At 65.6% G+C, this 19,249-nt stretch carries 16 protein-coding genes; all 16 read right to left on the bottom strand.

Going from position 1 to position 19,249, the window contains the following annotated elements; all coding sequences use genetic code 11:
* Window positions 1-27: 27 nt before the first annotated feature.
* Window positions 28-1,158: a glycosyltransferase family 4 protein gene (locus tag H7688_RS13040; protein ID WP_183361563.1), complete on the bottom strand. Its 1,131-nt coding sequence runs from the start codon at window positions 1,156-1,158 to the stop codon at window positions 28-30.
* Entirely contained in the window at window positions 1,155-3,161 is a 2,007-nt protein-coding gene (gene asnB, locus H7688_RS13035) for an asparagine synthase (glutamine-hydrolyzing) (protein WP_183361562.1), read from the bottom strand. Before asnB (H7688_RS13035) ends, H7688_RS13040 begins: the two co-directional genes overlap by 4 nt.
* Window positions 3,162-3,274: 113 nt before the next feature.
* The gene (locus H7688_RS13030; RefSeq protein ID WP_183361561.1) at window positions 3,275-4,675 is read right to left on the bottom strand and encodes a hypothetical protein; all 1,401 of its coding nucleotides are present in this window, start codon (window positions 4,673-4,675) and stop codon (window positions 3,275-3,277) included.
* 16 nt (window positions 4,676-4,691) lie between these two features.
* A complete protein-coding gene (locus H7688_RS13025; protein ID WP_183361560.1) occupies window positions 4,692-5,417 on the bottom strand; it encodes an NTP transferase domain-containing protein in 726 nt (241 codons plus the stop codon).
* Entirely contained in the window at window positions 5,410-6,330 is a 921-nt protein-coding gene (locus H7688_RS13020) for a glycosyltransferase (RefSeq protein ID WP_183361559.1), read from the bottom strand. Before H7688_RS13020 ends, H7688_RS13025 begins: the two co-directional genes overlap by 8 nt.
* Before the next feature lie 141 nt (window positions 6,331-6,471).
* A complete protein-coding gene (locus tag H7688_RS13015; RefSeq protein ID WP_183361558.1) occupies window positions 6,472-7,155 on the bottom strand; it encodes an HAD family hydrolase in 684 nt (227 codons plus the stop codon).
* Window positions 7,133-8,353, bottom strand: coding sequence for a 2-phospho-L-lactate transferase CofD family protein (locus H7688_RS13010; protein ID WP_183361557.1), 1,221 nt, complete (start codon window positions 8,351-8,353; stop codon window positions 7,133-7,135). The genes H7688_RS13015 and H7688_RS13010 overlap by 23 nt, the downstream gene beginning before the upstream one ends.
* Window positions 8,354-8,359: 6 nt before the next feature.
* Complete coding sequence (locus H7688_RS13005) at window positions 8,360-9,586, bottom strand: glycosyltransferase (protein WP_183361556.1); 1,227 nt, start codon at window positions 9,584-9,586, stop codon at window positions 8,360-8,362.
* A gap of 279 nt (window positions 9,587-9,865) precedes the next feature.
* Window positions 9,866-11,782, bottom strand: a complete 1,917-nt coding sequence (gene asnB, locus H7688_RS13000; RefSeq protein WP_183361555.1) for an asparagine synthase (glutamine-hydrolyzing) — start codon at window positions 11,780-11,782, stop codon at window positions 9,866-9,868.
* A gap of 155 nt (window positions 11,783-11,937) precedes the next feature.
* A complete protein-coding gene (locus H7688_RS12995) occupies window positions 11,938-13,098 on the bottom strand; it encodes a glycosyltransferase (RefSeq protein WP_183361554.1) in 1,161 nt (386 codons plus the stop codon).
* On the bottom strand, window positions 13,098-14,084 hold the full coding sequence (locus tag H7688_RS12990) for a glycosyltransferase (protein WP_183361553.1): 987 nt from the start codon (window positions 14,082-14,084) through the stop codon (window positions 13,098-13,100). The genes H7688_RS12995 and H7688_RS12990 overlap by 1 nt, the downstream gene beginning before the upstream one ends.
* An 11-nt stretch (window positions 14,085-14,095) precedes the next feature.
* Window positions 14,096-15,079 carry a glycosyltransferase family 2 protein gene (locus H7688_RS12985; protein WP_183361552.1) on the bottom strand — a complete coding sequence of 328 codons (984 nt, stop codon included), beginning with the start codon at window positions 15,077-15,079 and terminating at the stop codon, window positions 14,096-14,098.
* A 12-nt stretch (window positions 15,080-15,091) separates the two neighbouring features.
* On the bottom strand, window positions 15,092-16,618 hold the full coding sequence (locus tag H7688_RS12980) for an O-antigen translocase (protein ID WP_183361551.1): 1,527 nt from the start codon (window positions 16,616-16,618) through the stop codon (window positions 15,092-15,094).
* Window positions 16,615-17,205 (bottom strand): acyltransferase, encoded by a 591-nt coding sequence (locus tag H7688_RS12975; RefSeq protein WP_198424496.1) that lies wholly within the window; start codon window positions 17,203-17,205, stop codon window positions 16,615-16,617. The genes H7688_RS12980 and H7688_RS12975 overlap by 4 nt, the downstream gene beginning before the upstream one ends.
* A complete protein-coding gene (locus tag H7688_RS12970; RefSeq protein WP_183361550.1) occupies window positions 17,192-18,295 on the bottom strand; it encodes a DegT/DnrJ/EryC1/StrS family aminotransferase in 1,104 nt (367 codons plus the stop codon). The genes H7688_RS12975 and H7688_RS12970 overlap by 14 nt, the downstream gene beginning before the upstream one ends.
* Complete coding sequence (locus tag H7688_RS22820) at window positions 18,292-19,230, bottom strand: WxcM-like domain-containing protein (protein ID WP_183361549.1); 939 nt, start codon at window positions 19,228-19,230, stop codon at window positions 18,292-18,294. The genes H7688_RS12970 and H7688_RS22820 overlap by 4 nt, the downstream gene beginning before the upstream one ends.
* Window positions 19,231-19,249: the final 19 nt, after the last annotated feature.

The following is a 19,249-nucleotide window of genomic DNA, read 5'->3' as shown; positions in this document are numbered from 1 at the left end:
TCTGTTTTTTTGGGGACCGACCGCGTTTCATAGCAAACCTCTGTACACGGCCAACGTCTCCGCGAGGACCTTTTCCACCGAGAACTCCTGCTCGGCGAGTGCCCGTCCCCGGTGGGCCATGGAGCGGCGCAACTCGTCCTCCCTCGCCAACCGCTCGATTGCCTCGGCCAAGGCCCTGCCGTCACGCACCGGGACCACGAGGCCGGTCAGGCCATGCTGCACGATCTCCCGGCAGCCGGGAACGTCACTGGTGACGATGGCGCGCCCGCAGGCTGCTGCCTCGATGAGCACCTTGGGGAGCCCTTCTCGATAGGAGGGTAGGCAGACGATGTGAGCCTGGGCGAAGACGTCGGCGATCTCGCTGGAATGCCCGAGCCACTGCACCACCCCCTCCCGGTGCCACTGGGTGAGCTGGTCTACCGGGACGCTGGCGCGGTTGCCGGGGTCGTGGTCCCCGATCAAGAGGCACTGCACTGGAACGCTGCGGCGTTTGAGCTCCCGCGCCGCTTCGACGAAGTCCCCTACCCCCTTGTCCCAGAGCATCCGGGAAACCAGGACGGCCCGGATCTCACCCGGAGGTTCGGGCGCGGGGCAGAACTCGGCCAGATCGACCCCCGAGCCGCGGATCACCACCACCTCTTCGGGCGGGACCACCTTCGCGTCGATGAAGAGGCGCGGGTCGTCGTGGTTCTGCATGATGAGCCGGTGCCGGCGTTGCCGGAACGCGAGGCGCAGTCCGGCCATGATCAGCGTGCGCAAGAGGCGGGCCCGCCCGTGCCGGGCGATGAAAACGAAACCCAGGCCGGTAAGCGCGTTCACCACCGCATGAGTCCGCGCCAGTCGCGCACCGAGGCTTCCGTAGAAGACCGCCTTGAGCGCCACGTTGTGCAGGATGGCAGGCTGGAGCCGGCCTAGCAGTCGGTAGATCCGCCAAAAGGTGGCGAGCTCCTGGACCGGATGCACCCCGCTTCTGGTCATGGGGATTTCGTGGAAGACGAATCCCTCTGCCTCGAGCCTCGCCACGGCCGGCGAGCGCGGTCCGGCAACGTGGACCCGGTAGCCGGCATTTTGGGCGGCGCGGGCCAGCGGCAGCCGGTGCGAGAGGAAGAACTCCAGCTGGTTCACGAAGTAGAGGACGGTATGGGCCGCGGCGCTCACCGGTGCAGCTCCGCAGCCTCTGGCGCACTCGCCCCCTGCGCCTCCAGCCAGGCCTGGAACATGAGGACGTTCCAGAGGGGATACTGCCAGTCGTAGCCTCCCGAAAGGTGCTCGCGCCACTTGGACTCGATCGGGGCCGGATTCAGGTACCCTTCGTGCTCCAGGCGGCGCGCGTTCAATAGCTCCTCGGCCCAGGGGCGCAAGGGCCCCCTGAGCCAGTGTTCCAGCGGGACGGCGAAACCGGCCTTCGGGCGCTCGACGAGTTCCCTCGGGACGTAGCGGTAGAGCACCTGGCGCAAGAGCCACTTTCCCTGGGCGCCGCGCAGTTTCAGGGAGAGCGGCAGCTGCCAGGCGAACTCGACCACTCGGTGGTCAAGAAACGGCGTACGCGACTCGAGCCCGGCCCCCATGCTGGCCCGGTCCACCTTGACCAGGATGTCCCCCGGCAGGTAGCTGAGCGCGTCGAGGTACATCATCTGCTCGGCCAGGGAGCCGCGAGAGAGGCCGGCGCGGGGATCGTCGACGAGAGCAGCATGCTCGTCCCCCCCTTGGACCAGCCCGCTTGGATCGTGCCAATGCGAGACCAGGCGGCGGTACATCCCCAGGGGATCGTCCGCGTCGAGGACCGACGCCAGCTTGTGCAGTTTCCCCCCCGGGTTGGTCTGCCTCAGGCGCTCAGGAAGCGTCGCCCCCAGCTGCGTAAAGAGCCGGTCCCAGGCAGCGGGGCTCAACGAGGTCGCCAGGCGGGCGGCCAGCCGGCGCAGCGGCTTGGGGAACAGGGCGATGCGGTCCCAGATCGCCTCGACCCAGAGATAGCGGTTGTAGCCACCGAAGAGTTCGTCGCCACCGTCCCCGGAGAGGCTCACCGTGACGTGACGCCTGGTGAGCCGGGACAAGAGGTGCGTGGGGATCTGAGAGGCATCGGCAAAGGGCTCGTCGTAGAGTTCGGGGAGTCGGGGGATCAGCTCCAGGGCGTCGCGCGAGGTAACCATAAGCTCGTTGTGCCGGGTCCCCAGGTGTCGAGCCACCTCGCTCGCGTAGGCGGCCTCGTTGTACCCTTGGTCTTCGAACCCGATGGTGAAGGTGCGCACCGGGCTACCCGACTGGGCCTGCATGAGTGCCACCACCGTCGAGGAGTCGACGCCGCCGGAAAGAAAGGCCCCCAACGGTACGTCGGCCACCATCTGCTGCCGCACGGCCCGGCGCAGCAGGGTATCCAGACGCTCAACCGCCTGCTCAGTGCTGCCGCGGAAAAGATTACGCGATCCAGCTTCGACGACCTGGAGAAGCGACCAGTAGGGGTGCGGTTCGGGGATTTGGCGCGTGGCATCCGGGCGGCAGTCCAGCACCAGGAGGTTTCCCGGCACGAGGGAGTGGATGTCGGAGTAGATGGACTGCGGAGCCGGCAGATAGCCAAAGCGCAGGAAGGCGCTGAGGGAGCTGCGGGAGACCTCCCCCTGCCAGGCCGGGTGCGCCCGCAGGGCCTTCAGCTGGGAACCGAACAGGAAGTGCTCACCCTGAAAGCCGTAGTAAAGCGGCTTCTCGCCCAGCCGGTCGCGTCCCAGGTAGAGTCGGCGCTCGCGGCGGTCCCAGAGGGCGAAGGCGAACATGCCGACCGCCTTGGCGAGGGTCCGGGTGACACCCCAGACCGCGAAGCCCGCCAGCAGCACCTCGGTGTCCGAATGCCCACGCCACCGGGAATCGCCCGTAGCCGGGACCACCTCGAGCTCCCGGCGCAGCTCGGCAAAATTGTAGATCTCGCCGTTGAAGGTGATCACGTAGCGGCCGCAGGCCGAATGCATCGGCTGGTGCCCCTCCTGGGAGAGGTCGAGGATGGCGAGCCTCGTGTGCCCCAGCGCGACCCCGGCCTCGGCATCGCACCAGTGGCCGCGGCCGTCCGGCCCGCGCTCCTCGAGGGTGCCCACCATGGCCGCGACCCTACGGATAAGCTCTGCCGGTGCAGAGGAACGGCTGAAATCGAGACATCCGGCAATACCGCACATACGCTCACCATACCGGTTGGGGCCCCTATGGGGGGCGGAATCGGGGAGGATGGAGTTGGACTGCCACATCAGTGAGGGAAAGCTGTTTCTGCCAGGTACGGCGTGGACTACGGTTACGACGAGAGGTCGGGGGATGGACCGGGTGACGCTCCCGCGTCGGGGCCCGCCAGGTACGCCGCTCGGGCGGAGGCGGATTGCAGCCGGGCGTGCGGAACCTTCCTGCGCCGGGCGAGGTACATGAGGAGCCCCAGCAAAAGCGGCAACACCTGGAGCTTGTAGCGCACCCCGACGCCGAAATTGGCCGAGGATACGATGCCATTCAAGAGGGCCCAGATCACCAGGAAGAGCAGGCACCACTGCACCAGCGGCTCCTTGAGGTCCCGCAGGCGGCTGCGCTTCAGGGAGAGGAGCAAAAGGCCGAGGAGAAGCGCGCTCTCCAGACCGGCCAGCAGGCCAAACGGGTTCATGATCTCCCCCGGCAAGGGACGAAACAGCGCAGTGAAGGCCGCCTTGGGAAGAAAGGCGAGTACCGCACGGGGGTTGGTCAGGTCGACATCCAGTTCCTGGGTAGAACCGCCCGCCGTGCTGACGAACCCCTTGGTGGTCGAGTCGGCCACGGTGAGAAGGTCGGTGATCGCCTCGATCTTGAAGCGTTGCAAAAAGGGTCCGGCACTAACCACCAGTGCTGCCGCAACAAATACGGTGAACACGCTTTTGGCGGCGAAGCCGCGCACCCCCCGGAGAACCAGCAGGCACAAGGGGACCAGCATGATGATCCCCAGCCACTGCCGGATGAAGACGGCAGCCGCCACACCAGCGGCAATGGCCACGAGGTAGCGCGCCTGCCGGCGCCGGGTCCACCCCACCACCCCGAAGCTGTAGAGCGCAATTCCCATGAAGACCAGCGGGTCCTTCCCCAGGATCGAAGACCAGAAGAGTATCCCCGGGAAGAAGCAGAGCAGGTAGAAGATCCGACGTTCCTCGCGCCCCAGGAAGAGGACCCCGGCGCGGTAGAAAAAGTAGATCCCGACCAGCCCCAGCATGGCGAAACTCACCTTCATGGCGTGATAGGAATCCGGGATCAAAAGGTTGTGCATGCGGGCCAGGTTGATCAGGTTCGCAGTGCCGTCGGTGAAGCTGTAGGCGGAGAACTGGAAATCCCCCCGCGACTCGTCGAAGTACATGTAGGCGTCAAGACCATACCGGTTCTCGTAGGCCAGCATCGCCCCCAGGGCCACGGCTACCTTGGCGCACCACCCGATGAGCAGCAGCCGCTTGTCCTGCCCGCCGACCGGCCAGAACAGGATGCCGAGACCGAGCACCCCGGCCCAGACGAGCGCCTTCAGGTAGTCCGCGGAGAGTTCGGGCTGGGGGATGTCGTGGCCGCAGCCGCGCACCAGCTCCAGAAATAGCGGCACCGCCAGGACGCACCCCGAAACGAGGAACGCTGCGAGCACCAGGGGAAACGGCACTTCGCGCAGCACGGAAATTGGGGTATGGTCAGGTTTACTCATGACTTAAGGTAACAGTTCAAAGATATGCCTGGATGTCTCTGAGAGAGTTGAGGGACACCAGATCCAGATCGTGGGCAACCGGCAGTCCTTCCACCCGGAAACCGAGCCGGGAGAGGTGGCCGATCAGGTAGAGGAAGCCGTGCTCGCCGGTCTTCTTGCCGTACTTGCCGGGAAGCTCCCGGGGCAACAGGTCGAGCACCGGTGCGGTCCGCATCAGGAAGAGCCCGATGTCCCGCTCGCCCGGCCCCGGTTCCAGTCCGGCCTCCCGGGTCTCGATGACGTCGGTGATGGTCCCCTCTGCGTCACGTCGCACCACGGTGTAGGCGGTATCCACGAGCTTGGTGACCAGGGTGAAGTCGTTGCCGTCCTCCCGGTGCGCCTGGACCAGGGCCCGCACCGTCTCCGGCTGCACCATGGGGATGTCACCCCAGATCAAGAGGAGCTGCCGAGCCTCCGGAAAGGCCGGGGAGTCGCGGAAGCGCAGCACGGCATCCCCCATCCCCAGCGGCTCGGGCTGCAGCACCAGGTGTGCCTTCAGGCCGTGGGCGGACAGACACTCGGCAATCTGGTCCCGCCCCGATGGACTTACCACGACCGTGGGAGAGGGATCGATCTCCCGCATCAGGTTCAGGATGCGCACCAGGATGGGCTCGCCCAGGATCGGAAAGAGCGTTTTCGGGTACGGCAAACCGGCCCGTGACCCGGTTCCCGCCGCAGCTATCAAGACCTTGATATCAGCCATGGAAATCCTTTCCCACTTCGCCCCGTAGCCCACGGGCCACCGCCCGATAGAGCGCCGGCGCCTGCCGCCCGACCAGGTAGGAGAGCGCCTCCCCTACCCCGTTGCGCCAGGCGGTGCGCCCAAGGGCCGCGGCGACCGTGAGCAGGTTGCGCTGCAGGGGGCGGTTCAGGTAGCGTCGGTTGATGACCAGCGTATTTTTCACGTAGTAGTAGATCTTCTGCGCGGTATAGGGTCTGCCGCTCACATCCGGGTGATAGTGACGGGCGCCCAGAACCGAACAGACCTCCCCCGCCTCCCTGAGCCGGAAAAAGTAATCCACCTCCTCGCCGAAGATGAAATAGTCCCGGTTCACGTTTCCCACCCTCCGGATTGCAGCGCAGGAGATAAGGGCTCCGTTGAAAAAGTGGGCGAAGGGATAGGTCTCTCCCTTGGCGTAGCGGGCCAGGTCGTTCACGGTGTAGAGCTTACGCCGGGGTGCGAAGAGCACCGGGAGCCCGGTGCGGTCCAGGACCGGATGGGGAAATACGAAGCGTTCCGGGTCGTCCTCGCGGACCACCAGCGAGGCGGCACAGGCTACCCCGGGGCGCAGCACCTCTTCGAGTCGGGCCAGCGCCTGGCGGTCCGGAAAGCCGTCGTCGTCCATGAGCCAGACGGCGTCGAACCCTTCGTCGAGGGCCACCGAGATCCCCCGGTGCCAGCCGCCGGCCGAGCCGAGGTTCTCTTGGGTGAGGCAGCGCACCCCGCGGATGGCCAGCATCGATTCGGTGCCGTCGGTACTCGCGTTGTTGATGACCAGGGTCTGGTCCGGTCGGCGCGCCTGCAGGTTCAGGTGGTCCAGGCAGCGCTCCAGCAGCGCACGGCGGTTGTGGGTCACCACCACGGTCAGGATTTTCAGGTTTGCGGTTTGGGCCACGTCAGCCTCCGTTGGAAAAGTTCTGAGGGCCGGTGATGTTCACCGTGGTGATTGCGGTGCCCCGCGATCTACCTGCCCGGCCCTCGGCCGCCTCTCCCCGCGGGAGAGGTTGGGCGAATGATTATTCGCCCCTGCACCGTCTCACGGCTGCCACCGGTACCCGGCGGCCGGTGTCTGTTCCGGGGGGAGCCCCAGGATGAAGCTGTAGTCGAAGGGGGGCCTCACATCCACGGCCGTGATCCCGGCCCGTGCGGCCGCCTGCAGTCCCGCGTCGGAGTCCTCGAAGACCAGCGCCCGCCCTGGTGCCACCCCGGTGAGCTGCAGCACCTTGAGATACCCCTCGGGATCGGGCTTGGCGGCAGTCACGTCGTCGGCACAGATAAGCGGGTCGAACCACCTGGAAAACCCGAGCTTTTCAAGTGACTGGGTCACGGTTCCCCGGGACCCGGAACTGTAGAGCGCCAACCGGTAGCGCGGCCGGACCCAGGAGAGAAAATCAGCCACTCCCGGCAGCGGAACCAGCCGCTCTTCGATAAGCCGGCGCACCCGCCACTGTTTCTCGACACTCAACTTCTCAAGCCCCTCGGAATCCAGCCGCACCCCGTTTTGGCGCACCACTTTTTCCATTGCGTCGCGGGTCTTCATCCCGGCGATGGCGGGGTAATCCACCCGGACCCCCAAGGGGGCCAGCACCTGGTTGAAGGCCTGCGCGTGCAGCGGACTCGTGTCGGCCAAGGTGCCGTCGAAATCGAAGATGAGCAGGCTCCGGTCCTGCAGGAGCTGCAAGGCGCCGAGCGCCCCTTCAGCAGAAATCGAGCGCGCCATCGTAGAGTCCCAGTACGGTCTGCACCACCTTGGGTCCGTCATGCTTCCCCAGGTCGGCGGCTGATTCGAAGGTGTCGACGAGGTAGCGCACCGGGAGCTCGCGGAAGGAATCCTCGTCGAAGACCACGTAGGTGTCGTCTGCTTTCAGGTGCGTCTTGTTGACCAGCACCGCGTCGAAAAGCTCCTGCATGGTGTAGCTCCGCTTGTCGGAAAGCCCCAGGTAACGGAAAGCTCCCACCAGGTAATCGGAGGCCTTGTAGGTGGGGGTCTCGTAATCGGCCCCGATGTTGGTGATGAAAATCTTCAGCGCGGTTTTGTTGTCGGCGATGGTCGAAGCAAGCCCGGTGGAGAGGTAGGTCGGATACAGGGAGGAATGCTGGGTCCCCGCCGAGTAGATGATGATGTCGGCGTGCTGCAGGGCGTGCTTCACTCCCTGGGATACCGCCACGAAGCTGTGGTTGCGCGCCAGGTAGTAGCGCTTCTCCTCGAGGCTCAGCATCTCGAAGAAATCCGGGTTGAGGGTCGCGTCCAGAAGGTAGATCCGCTCGATGAGTACGTTGGAGCGGAGTTCCACGATATCGGCCTCGCTGTAGAGCATCTCGCCGTTTTCTCTGAGCGCCACCAGTTTCTTGTCCTCGATGCTGGTGGGGAGCACGGTTCCCTTCAGTTTGAAGAGCCGGTCGATATAGCGCGTGGCGGTCTCGATGTTGCGGTCCATGGCGAGAAAAGCCCCGGCATAGATGCAGTTCATCACCGAGCAGTCCGAGAAGTCGAAGCGCTCGCAGCGCGCCTTCTCGCTCACCTCGAGGCCGCTTAAAAACTCGCGCACGAAGTAGCGCAGGGCGTTCGACACCTTCTGGCTCTCGAAACGGACCCCTGCGAGGAAATCGTTCACCCCCGCTCCGAACTCCTCCAGTTCCTTCATGACCTCGGCACGGGAGACACCGACCGGGTAGCGGTAACGGAACAGGTGCAGGTTGGCCTGGTAGTCGGGATCGTTTTCCGGAAGCATGAGCTCCTGGACCTTGCGGATGTCCGAGGGGCCGAGCATCCCGAAGAAGCGCCGGATCTCCCCGGTGGACTTCCCGTCGTCGTAGGCGTTGACCACCGAGGTGACGTTGAGCCCCTGCTGTTTCAGCAGCGCCGGGATGATTGCCGCCGCCCCGCGCCCTCCGTTGATGACCACCACGTTCAGCATGATTTTCTACTCCTGGACAGGGTGATGTGCCAGTAACTCCCGGTAGACCTCGGTGTAGCGCCGTACCCCCTCTTCGAGGGAAAATTCCCGGCTGCGGGAGCGGATATCGAGCGGCGGTCCTGCCTTGCGGGCGAGCACCGCCTGTAGTGCAGCCAGCAGGGTTTCCTCGTGGAAATCGCTCACCACCGCGGAGCCGTTAACCTCAAGGTCGATGATCTGGTCCAGATCCCCCACGTGGGTGTTTGCGATGACCGGCACGTTGCAGGCGAAGAGCTCGGCAAGCTTCGTCGGTGAGCAGCCGGCCTTGGAGAGACTAGGCCTGATGAACACCACGGAGAGGTCAGCCAGGGCCAGGTAGGCCGGCACCTCGCTGCGATCCGCCGAGACGAACCGGATCCGCTCGAAAGAAATCCCCTGCTCCCGGCAGCCGGCCTCCACGAGCTCGCGCCCGTTGTTGGAGACGAAGAGAAAGCAGGCATCGGGTCTAAGCTTGAGCAGCTGGCGAAACAGCGTGAGCATCTGGTCCAAAAGGTAGTCGGGACCCAGGCTCCCCAGGTAGAGCAGCACGCAGCGCCCCGGTTCCAGGCCGGCCTGGCGGCGCGCTTTCTCGCGGTCCTGCGCCGTCACCCGGGAAAGGTCGAAGTGGTCGAAGTCGGCGCAGCAGGGAATCACCTGGAAGCGCGCCTGGGGTACCGCCTCGGTGGTCAGGTACCAGTCGATGAGCAGCGAACGGGCCCGCGCAGTGAGGCACACTATCTTGTCCGCACAGCGCACCAGGTCCGGCTCGAGCGACTTAATGTAGCGATAGGGAAGTTTGAACCTGCGGGTATCCAGCCGTGTATCGGGCCAGAAGTCCCTGAAATCGAAGACCAGCTTTACTGAGAATTTTTTGATTAAATATTTCCCAATGATAGTAGCAGGGAAGCAACGACAATGCAATATGTGAATCCGTTCATTTTTTATCATCTCAGCAGCTGCGCGGTAAAGACGCACCAGTTCGCCTATGAAAGAGAATAACGAGAAGCGATTGGAGTACCTGACAGTGGTCCAGGAAATCCCGGCGGCCAGAAAGATAGCGTGGTACTGTGCTGACAGTTCCTCCCGCCCCGGCTTCTCGGCACTGAGTACGTGGATCCGGAACCCCTGCCCCGCAAGCCCCAAGAGGTAGGGAGCGATCTGCGAGCGCCCGATGTGGTCGGTGATGCCGTCATGAGTCAGGTACAGCACAGTCATCTTCCCCTCCCCCCTGTTATTACCGCGCCCCTATCCAATATGGATGGAGTAACGGAACCTGCTGCGTCCAGCCAGCCGCTCTTAGTTCATTGTCCAAAGGCCGAGCCGTGCAGGCTACGCGCCTTACGGCGCACCGGGCGAATGATTATTCCCCCTACAAGTGCCTTCGCAGCCTCCGCGCAAGGTAGAACGGAAAAGTTAAAACCTGGAACTTGGAACTTTGCATGCAGTTGTTCGAAGCCTCATGACCGCAGTTCACTGTCAATCGTCAATTGTCAATTATCCATTGTCTTCCAACCACGCCTGGAACATGAGCACCGGCCAGAGTTCGAAGGTCCGGTCGCGGGCGCCGGAGAGGTGCTCCTGCCAGGTACGGCGGATTGGTCCGGGCACCAGCAGCCCGCTGCGCTGCAGCGCCGCCTCGCTGAGCAGGCTCTCTCCCCATTCCTTGAGCGGCCCCTTAAGCCAGAGCCCCACCGGGATGCCGAAGCCGCATTTGGGACGCTCCACCAGGTTGCGCGGCACGTGCTGGTAAAGTACCTGGCGCAAGAGCCACTTCCCTTGTCCCTCGCGCCACTTGAAATGCCGCGGCAGGCGCCAGGAAAGTTCAATCACCTCGGGATCCAGCAGCGGGATCCGGGTCTCCAGGCTCACGGCCATGGCAGCACGGTCCACCTTCACCAGGATGTCGTCCGGCAGGTAGCGCTGAAAATCGAGCAGCATCAGGTGCTCCAGGGTCTCCGGGTGCGCCTCCCAGAGTTCCCGGTTCGCCAGCGGCAGGGCCGGCAGCGCGGCCTGGCCGGTGGCTGCTTCCGCCCAGCGGTCATAGCAGGTCAGCAGCTCGTTCAACTCGGGGACCGAACCGGCGGCCGCCAGGCGGGCCAGGCGCCTGAGGCGGTCCAGGTCCAAGCTCCCCGTAAGACGGCCCAGAGCCCTCTCGGCAAGCGGGAGCGCCTGTTCAATGCCACGAAAGGCTGCACGGCGCAGCGACCCCGGAACGCGCGAAATCCTGCGCCAGTGCCGCTCGATCAGGGCGTAGCGCCGGTAGCCTCCGAAGAGCTCGTCGCCACCGTCGCCGGAAAGCGAGACCGTGACGTGGCGCCGGGCCAGTTGGGCCAGCAAAAAGGTGGGGATCTGCGATGAGTCGGCAAACGGCTCGTCGTAGAACTGCGGCAGCTTGGGGATCACCTCCAGCGCCTCGCGGTCGGTGACGTAGAGTTCGGTATGGTCGGTTCCCAGGTGGCTCGCTACGGCGCGTGCTTGGGCCGCCTCGTCGTACCCCTTTTCGTAAAAGCCGATGGTGAAGGTCTTGACCGGTCGCGGGCTCTGCGCCTGCATGAGGGCCACCACGGTGGATGAATCGATCCCGCCCGAAAGAAAGGCTCCCAGCGGGACATCAGAAACCATCTGCCGCTTGACCGCGCGGGAGAGTGCCGCGCCGAGGGCCTGCCGCGCCTCGAGATCGCCACCGGTAAAAGGCTCGGCACGCTGCAGGTTTTCCAGAAGCGACCAGTAGGGGACGATCCGTTCGCTGCCGCTGCTGCCCCCCGAGCTGAGCGTCAAGAGGCTTCCGGCGGGAAGCTTCGATATCCCCGGGTGGATGCAGTGTGGTGCCGGCAGGTAGGTGTAGCGCAACAGAAGGTGCAGGGAATGTGGGTCCACCCCACCCTTCCAATCCGGGTGCCGGCGCAGCGCCTTCAGCTCCGAGCCGAACAGGAAGCTGCCGCCGCACCAGCCGTAGTAGAGCGGCTTCTCGCCGGCCCGGTCCCGCGCCAGGTACAGGGTGTCGCGCTGCCGGTCCCACAGGGCGAAGGCGAACATCCCGATAAAGCGGGTCAGCGCCGCGGCCACTCCCCACTCCTCGAACGCGGCCAGCATCACCTCGGTGTCCGAGTGCCCGCGGAAGCGGCGCCCCAACTCGCCCAACTCCCGCTGCAACTCCTGAAAGTTGTAGACCTCCCCGTTGAAGGCGAGGACGTAGCGGCCGCTTGCGGCATGCATGGGCTGGTGACCCGCGCTGGAGAGGTCCAGGATCGCCAGGCGCCGGTGCGCCAGCCCCACCCCCTTCTCTGCGTCGTACCAGATCCCGCCGTCGTCCGGTCCCCGGTGCCTGAGCGTCTCGGCCATCGCGCTCAGGGTCTCGCTGAAGCGTCCCATCTTCCCATTAGGAGCCAGATACCCCGCAATGCCGCACATGTGGTCTCCTTGATGGGTCTCCCGGCTACGAGGGGAAGCCCGTCTGGATATTGTTGCCAAGCAACATCTGCTGCGGCCTTGCGCTCCACCCTTTGCGAAGGGGGGACAGAGGGGATTTGCCTTACGGCTGGATGAATATCGAGCTGGCGGCTCTTTCACCCCTGCCCTCTCCCGGAGGGCGAGGGAGAGCTTGCGTACTCCGGGAGCAACAGTTCGAGGTAGCGCTCCGCCGCCTGGTCGATGCCGAAGTCAGCTGCCCGGGCTCGCAGAGGCGCCGGGTCGTGCCGCTCGGATAGTGCCGCCAGGATCGCCTCGGCCAACGCTTCGGGATCCCCCACCGGAACCAACCGCCCGAAACGACCATCGCAGAGGATCTCCCGGGGGCCGCAGGGGCAGTCGGTACTCACCACCGGAGTCCCCGCCTGAAGCGCCTCGATGATCACGGTCGGAAGCCCTTCGCCGCGCGAAGAGAGCACGTGCAGTTCGGCCCGCAGGTAGAACGGCGCGGGGTCGGGGACCTGGCCGTGCCAGAAAACCGCACCGCTTAAGCCAAACTCGGCCGTCAGCGCCTCCAACAGACCCCGGCACTCCCCTTCCCCGAGCACGAGCAGACGCGCGTCGCAACGCTCACGCACCCGGAGCAGCGCCCGCAAGAGGGTCGGATAGTCCTTGATGTCGGTCAGCGTACCCACCGCAAGGAGGCGCCGGTGTTTCCCTTCCCACCACCCCCGCGGGAGTACCGCGTCGGGGAGTGCGGCAGGCACGGCAACGGCAACCGGATTGTAGATGGTCTCGATCAGCTGCGGCGCTACGCCGGCAAGGGATGCCAGGTCGTCTGCGGCACCCCGGGACACCGTGACGGCGCCGCTCGCCCGGGGGAGCGTGAACCGCATGCTCAGGCGAAATGCCAGGCGCCGCAGGGGATTTTCTAAAAGCGGCGAGGTGGACCAGGTGGTGTGTTCCGCTACCACCACCCGGGTCCCCGCTCCCGAGAGAAAGCCCGCCCAGATACCGATCAGGCTCAAGGGCCACATGCAGGCGAGCAACGCCGCCGGACGTCGGCGGCGCAGGTAGGCGATGAGCGGGACCAGGACCTGCCGGATGCGCTGCGCCCCCAGGTCGACCAGGTGTACCCCGGGGTCGAGCCTGTTCAGCAGCGGCCCCTGACAGGACATCAGCACCAGGTCAACCTCGAAGCCCCTAGCCCGATACGCATTCGCCAGGTTCACCGCAACCCGCTCGGCGCCGCCACACCCGAGATCCGGGAGGAGCAGTGCCAGGGGGCGGGCGGGGTCTGCACCACGTCCCGCTCCCATCAGGCAGCTCTCCCGTAACGAAAGCGATAGTACGCGGCAAAGAGCGGCAGGAAGCGGAACTTGAGGTAGTGCTTGAAAAGCGGCTTGACCTGGGCTCCCTTGAAGGCCCACTTCACCAGGTGCGCCTCGTGGGCCAGTCCGTAGCTACCCGCAAAATCGAGAATCGCCTCGGCGTCGGCAAGCGTCCCCTCGCAGAGGTGGCGCAGCCTGCGCTCGGCCGGCAGCAGTGCCACGGTGTCGATGAGCCGCTGACAGGCATCGGGTAAGGTGCGCTGGGCAAGGCGCGCACAGCGGGTGCGCAGGTACTCCTCCGGCCCCACCTCCCGGTGCCGCGAAAGCCCGCCCTCCACCCGGTAGCGCAGCAGACGCCGGTTCACGTAGGCCACGCAACCGCCGACCAGCAGCGCCCGGTACGGGAAGACCCGGTCCTCATGGATCACGCTGGCCAGCACGGGGGGGAAATCGATCACCAGGTTCCGGGTCAGGGCGCAAGTCGCCCCCAGCACCCCCACCCTCCCCTGCGCCATCCTCTCCAGGGTATGAGGGCCCGGGTAGACCTTCTCGCATGGCAGCGGGCTCGGCCGCGAATCGGCGCCGACCGGCTCAAAGTCGGAGTAGAGCACCGCGGGAGGAGATCCCAGGCCGACCCAGCACTCGGCCAGGGCTTGGGTCCGCTCCGGCAGCGCTACATCGTCGCCGGCCGCCACCACGACCAGCTCTCCGAGCGCCTCGTTCACCAGGTCCTGCAGGTGCCCGGTGAGGCCGCGGTTCACGGGAGAACGGCGTACCCGTACCTGGTGCGGCCCCCGGTACTCAGCAGCGAGCTCACGGAGCACCTCGAAGGTCCGGTCGGTGGAGCAGTCGTCCGAGATGATGATCTCCAGCGGGGTGTAGGTCTGGTCGAAGGCCGCCTGCACGGCTTCGCGTACCAGCTGTTCCTGGTTGTAGGCGAGTACCACGAAGGTCACCAAGGGAGACTGGTCCATATCCACATCCTTCACGGGTGTTCGCCCCCGACGGCGCTGGCATCCGGGGAGCGGCGAAATCCAGGTAGTGTCGGCGCACAGGTAGCCGTGAGCAGGGCGAGCTTCGCCAAGGACTTGGGGCGACGGAGAAGCTGGCGTGACAGTGCCCCGCGGTGCACCAGTTGTGCTAGAAAACCAGCGATCTTGGCCCGGGTCGCCGCCGGGCCGAGTGCCGCACGACGCTGGTAGAGCCACCAGGCCTGCCAGATGGCGTTCGCCGTCACTTCCTCAAGCGGAGCCCCGGGCAGTTCACGACAGAAGTCGATGAGCCAGAGCGCCGCATCGAGCGAACTCAACATGCGCGGGTGAACGTTGATGGTCACCGAGGCGGGATTCACCCGGTAGTAGTAGCGGCTCTTGCACGCGCTCACCCGTTGCGCCTGCCTGAACACCAGCCGGGTCAAGAGTTCGTCGGCGGTGTGACAGGATTCCCGGAACTCCCCGTAGGCCTTCAGATACAGCGAGCGGCGCGATACCCCGAAACTGTGGATGCGCCAGTTTCCCAGGGTGAGCAGCAGCGCTTCGTGCCCCGTTACCGGAAAGCGCTCCGGCAGGTTTTCCAGCATGGCCCAGCTGCGCTCTCCGTCGAAGCGCCAGAGTTCCCAGATGCAGATGTCGGCATGCGCCGCCTGGGCGCCTCGGTAGGCATCGGCCAAGGCCCCCGGTTCCAGGAGATCGTCGGTATCCACGAAGGCGACCCATTTCTGGGTGGCGGCATGGACACCGTCGCGGCGCGCCTCGATCGCCCCGCCGTTTATCTCCCGGGCCAGCACCCGGACGTTCGGGTAGCGTAGCCCTAACTCCCGGGCCATCTGTAAGGAGCCGTCGGTCGAACAGTCGTCGACGATGAGGATTTCGGCGGGCGGCGTACCGGCCTCCACGGCACTCAGGCAGGCTTCCAGGTAGCACGCGGCGTTGAAACTGGGGATTATCACCGATACCGGAACGTTGCGCATATGGGGGTACCTTCAGGCCGAACGGGGAAGCAGCCGGAATTTTTCCAGGATCCGGCGCACCCCCAGGTCGGACATTCGCGAGATGAGCCGGAAGCAGACCAGGAAGACCGTCCCGGTCACCAGCAGGCTCAACAGCCAGCCGACCGGCTCGTTATCGTTAAAACTGCAGTTGGCAAAGAGCAGCCCCAGGGTGACCGTGCCGACCAGGGCGAACTGTCGAGTACGCTGGTCCCATGCCCCCCCGAGGCAGCGCCGGGTGAGCCAGAGCATGAGGCTTACGTGGAACAGGTAGAGCAGCACGAAGGCAACCCCGGCGCCGTCGAGGCCCCAGAGCCTGGTGCAGCCGTAGACGAGCCCCACCTGCAGGACATCGACGGCTATCTCGGAACCGAGGTAGCTGCGCCCCTGCCCCTTGGCGAGCAGCACGTAACCGAGGGGCCAGGAGAGCACCCGCCCCAGCATGCTCAGGATGAACCAGCGCAGGAGTTGGGTCGCGCCGGAGAAACTCGCGGAGTAGAAGAGCCTGAGCACCAGGGGGGCGGCGACCAGGAGCAGCGAGAGTGCCGGCAGCGCCAGTAAAAGGGCCACCTGGCACTGTTCGTTCACCATCTCCACGATCCTCTTGTCGTCGTGGGCCGCCGCGCTAAGTCGCGGGTAATAGTCGGTCCCCAGCGCGGAGAGTACGAAGCCGATCAGGATCCCCGAGAGGCTCAGGGCTGCCTGGTAGATGCCGAAACCGGCCATCCCGAAGGCCCGGCTCAAGAGGACCTGGATCAGGTAGGTTGCCGCACTTCCCGCGAGCCCCGCCCCCATGAAGCTCGCCCCGAGCAGCACCAGGCGGCGTGCCTCGCCGCAACTCTCGCGCCAGGGGAGCTCGATCCTGGGAAGCGGCACGCGGCGCGCGTAGTACCAGGAGATGGCCAGGTTCGCCGCGGCGAACAGCAAAAGGCTCGGGACAATCCCGTCGGTCCCCCAGAAGTAGTAACAGGGGAGACTCAGCGCCGTCCCTGCCAGGGAGCCGAGCACGCTGATACGCGCCAGGTCGGCGATGCGCCGGGTTCCCGTTAACAGCGATCCCTGCGCCGCAGCGAGAGACCCGGCCCAAAGGGTAAGGCCCAGGGCCGCGACGGAGCCCGCGTAGCGCGGGGTGCCGAAGCTCACTCGGGAAAGCGGCAGGCTGAAGGCGGCAAGTGCCAGGAAGCCAACGAGTCCGGTGAGCCAGGCCACCCGGCGCAGGGTGATCACGGTGCGGGCAAGTTTCAGCTCATCGTCGCCGGCAGCAGCCTCGGCGACCTGGCGCACCCCGCTGTTGCCGATCCCGAGCCCGGTCAGGGTGCCGACCAGGGTGATCAGCTGGGCAAAGAGGCCCAAGAGGCCGACGCCGCTTGGGCCCAAAAGGAGCGCCACCGCCTTGGTGCGCACCATGCCGATCAGGATGTTGAACAAGGACGCCGCGCCGATCAGCGAGGAGGACTTCAGGATCTCCCTGAAACGCCCGGCAGCCGGCGCCGGGCCGGTGGCAGCCTCCGGAGCAGTCACAGCTGTTTCAGGACCCGGGCCGGGTTCCCCCCCGCCACCACCCGGGCGGGGAGGCTGCGGGTCACCAGGGAGCCGTTGGCTATCACCGAGTCGCGCCCCACGGTAACGCCGCGCAGGATCTTTACGTTGGAGCCGATGAATACGTTGTCCTCCACTACCACGGGGGCCGCCTCGTCGGGGGAACTCACCCGCCGGCGCTCGGGCTCCAGGCCGTGGAAGTTGCTGTCAAAGATCTCCACGAAGGTGCCGATCAGGACGTTTTTGCCGATGGTGATGCTTTTGTGCTCGCTGATGGCGACGAAGTTGTTGTTGATCCAGGTGCCGTCGCCGATGCTGATGCGCGCGTCGGGGTTACGCGCCTCGAGGTAGGCGTAACCGTTGAAGAAGTAGGGAGAGGGGAAGACCCCGATCTTCACCCTCCCCTCGAAACAGACCTCCCCCCGCCCCACCGACTGCAAGGGCTGCAGGAGCTCGGGGAACCCAAGCATCCTGCAGTCCGAGAGCAGGCGGTACTTGAGGATGCGTGGTGCCTGGGCCGCGGCCACCAGCCCTGCCACCAGGCGCGCCCTCAACCTATTCCAGGGCACGCCGCACCTCGGCGACCACGTGGTCCTGGTCGGCCTCGCTCAGGTGCGGTCCCATCGGGAGACTCAGCACCTGGTCCGCCAGTTCCTCCGAGATGGGGAAGTTGCCGCGCTGGTAGCCGAGCGCCGCGTAGGCGGGCTGCAGGTGCGGCGGCACCGGGTAGTGGATCAGGGTGCCGACCCCGGCTTCGGCGAGTTTCTTCTGCAACTGCTCGCGCTTTGCCGTACGCACCACGAACAGGTGCCAGACCGGCTCGGCCCAGGTGGGAACGCTCGGGAGCACGAGCCCGGGCACGCCGGCGAGCTTTTCCAGGTAGCGGCGGGCCAGCTTGCGGCGCCGCTCGTTCCAGTCGTCGAGCTTCGCCAGCTTCACGCGCAGGAGAGCCGCCTGCAGCTCGTCCAGGCGCGAGTTGAAGCCCAGGGATTCGTTGTGGTACTTCACGTGCGAGCCGTAGTTGCGTAGCACCTTGACGCGCCGGGCGAGTTCCGGGTCGTTGGTGGTGACCGCGCCGCCGTCCCCGCAGGCCCCGAGATTCTTGCCGGGGTAGAAACTGAAACCGGCGGCGTCGCCAAGCGAGCCGGCGCGGCGCCCGTGGTAGCGGGCACCGTGGGCCTGGGCGCTGTCCTCGATGACCTTCAGCTTGTGGCGCCTTGCCACGGCGAGGATCGGGTCGATGTCGGTGGTCTGGCCGTAGAGGTGCACCGCCAGGATCGCCTTGGTGCGGGGGGTGATCGCCGCCTCGACACGCGCCGGATCCATGTTGTTGGTGGCCGGGTCGGGCTCCACCGGCACCGGTTTGGCGCCGGTATGGGTGATGGCGAGCCAGCTCGCGATGTAGGTGTTGGTGGGGACCAGCACCTCGTCGCCGGGCCCCAGGTCGAGGGCGCGCAGGATCAGGTGCAGGGCCTCCAGGCCGTTCCCCACACCGACGGCGTGTTCGGTGCCGCAGTAGGCGGCAAACTCCGTCTCGAAGGCCTCCAGTTCATGGCCCATGATGTGGTAGCCGGACTCCATGACTTTCCGGTAGGCGGTGTCGAGTTCGTTTTTGAGTTCTACGTAGGGGCTTTTGAGATCGAGAAAGGGTACGTTCATGGTTGGGTCACCTCGGTGAGGTACTCATCGTAGTCACGGATGTAGTCCTCTGCGTTGTAGATGTCGGAAGCAAGCACGAGTAGTACGGCATCGGGAGAGTACTTGTACTGCACCGCCCAGACCAAAGGCGGGATGTGCAGTCCGGCGCCGGGGGTATCCAGCAGGTATTCCTCGCGGAGCCTGCCGTTGTCCACCAGCACCGAACAGGAGCCCTTGACGCAGACCAAAAACTGGTGCAGTCCGCGGTGGGCGTGTTCGCCGCGTACCTCGCGGCTTTTTACGTCGTAGACCAGGAAATAGCGCTTCGGGGTAAAGGGGAGGTACTGGTCGATCTCGGCGAAGGAGAGGCTGCCGCGCAGGTCGGGGATGATCGGCAGGTGCACGAACTGGACTCCGGGAATCGCCGAGTTCCCGAAGGGTCCGGTGTTGCGCCGGGTGGCGACGGCGTCCTTCTGGCGCGCGGGGATCGCCGAGACGTAACCGGTGATGCGCGCCGGGCTCCCCACCACGATGGCGTTGGGTGGGACGTTGCGGGTCACCACTGCGCCGGCCCCGACCATCGCCTTGCGCCCGATGGTGATCCCCGGCAAGAGCGTCGCGTTGGCACCGATGGAGGCCCCCTGTTGCACCACGGTGCGGGCGAAGCTTTCCGGAAACTGCTTGCTGCGCGGGAAATTGTCGTTGGTGAAGGTGGCGTTGGGGCCGATGAAGACGTCGTCCTCGATGCGGGTGCCGTCCCAGAGCTGCACGCCGCACTTCAGGGTGACCCGGTCCCCCACCACCACGTCGTTTTCCAGGAAGACGTGATCGCAGATGTTGCAGTCCGCGCCCACCTGGGCACCCGGGAGGATGTGGGCGAAGGCCCAGACCCGGGTGTTGGCGCCGATCCGCTCGCTCTCCACCAGCGCCTGCGGATGTGCGAAGTACTGCTTCATGGTTCCTCCGTTTGAAAGG

The organism is Geomonas limicola (assembly GCF_014193675.1).
Taxonomy (GTDB): Bacteria; Desulfobacterota; Desulfuromonadia; order Geobacterales; family Geobacteraceae; genus Geomonas; species Geomonas limicola.
This window is presented reverse-complemented; position numbering and strand designations above follow the sequence as displayed.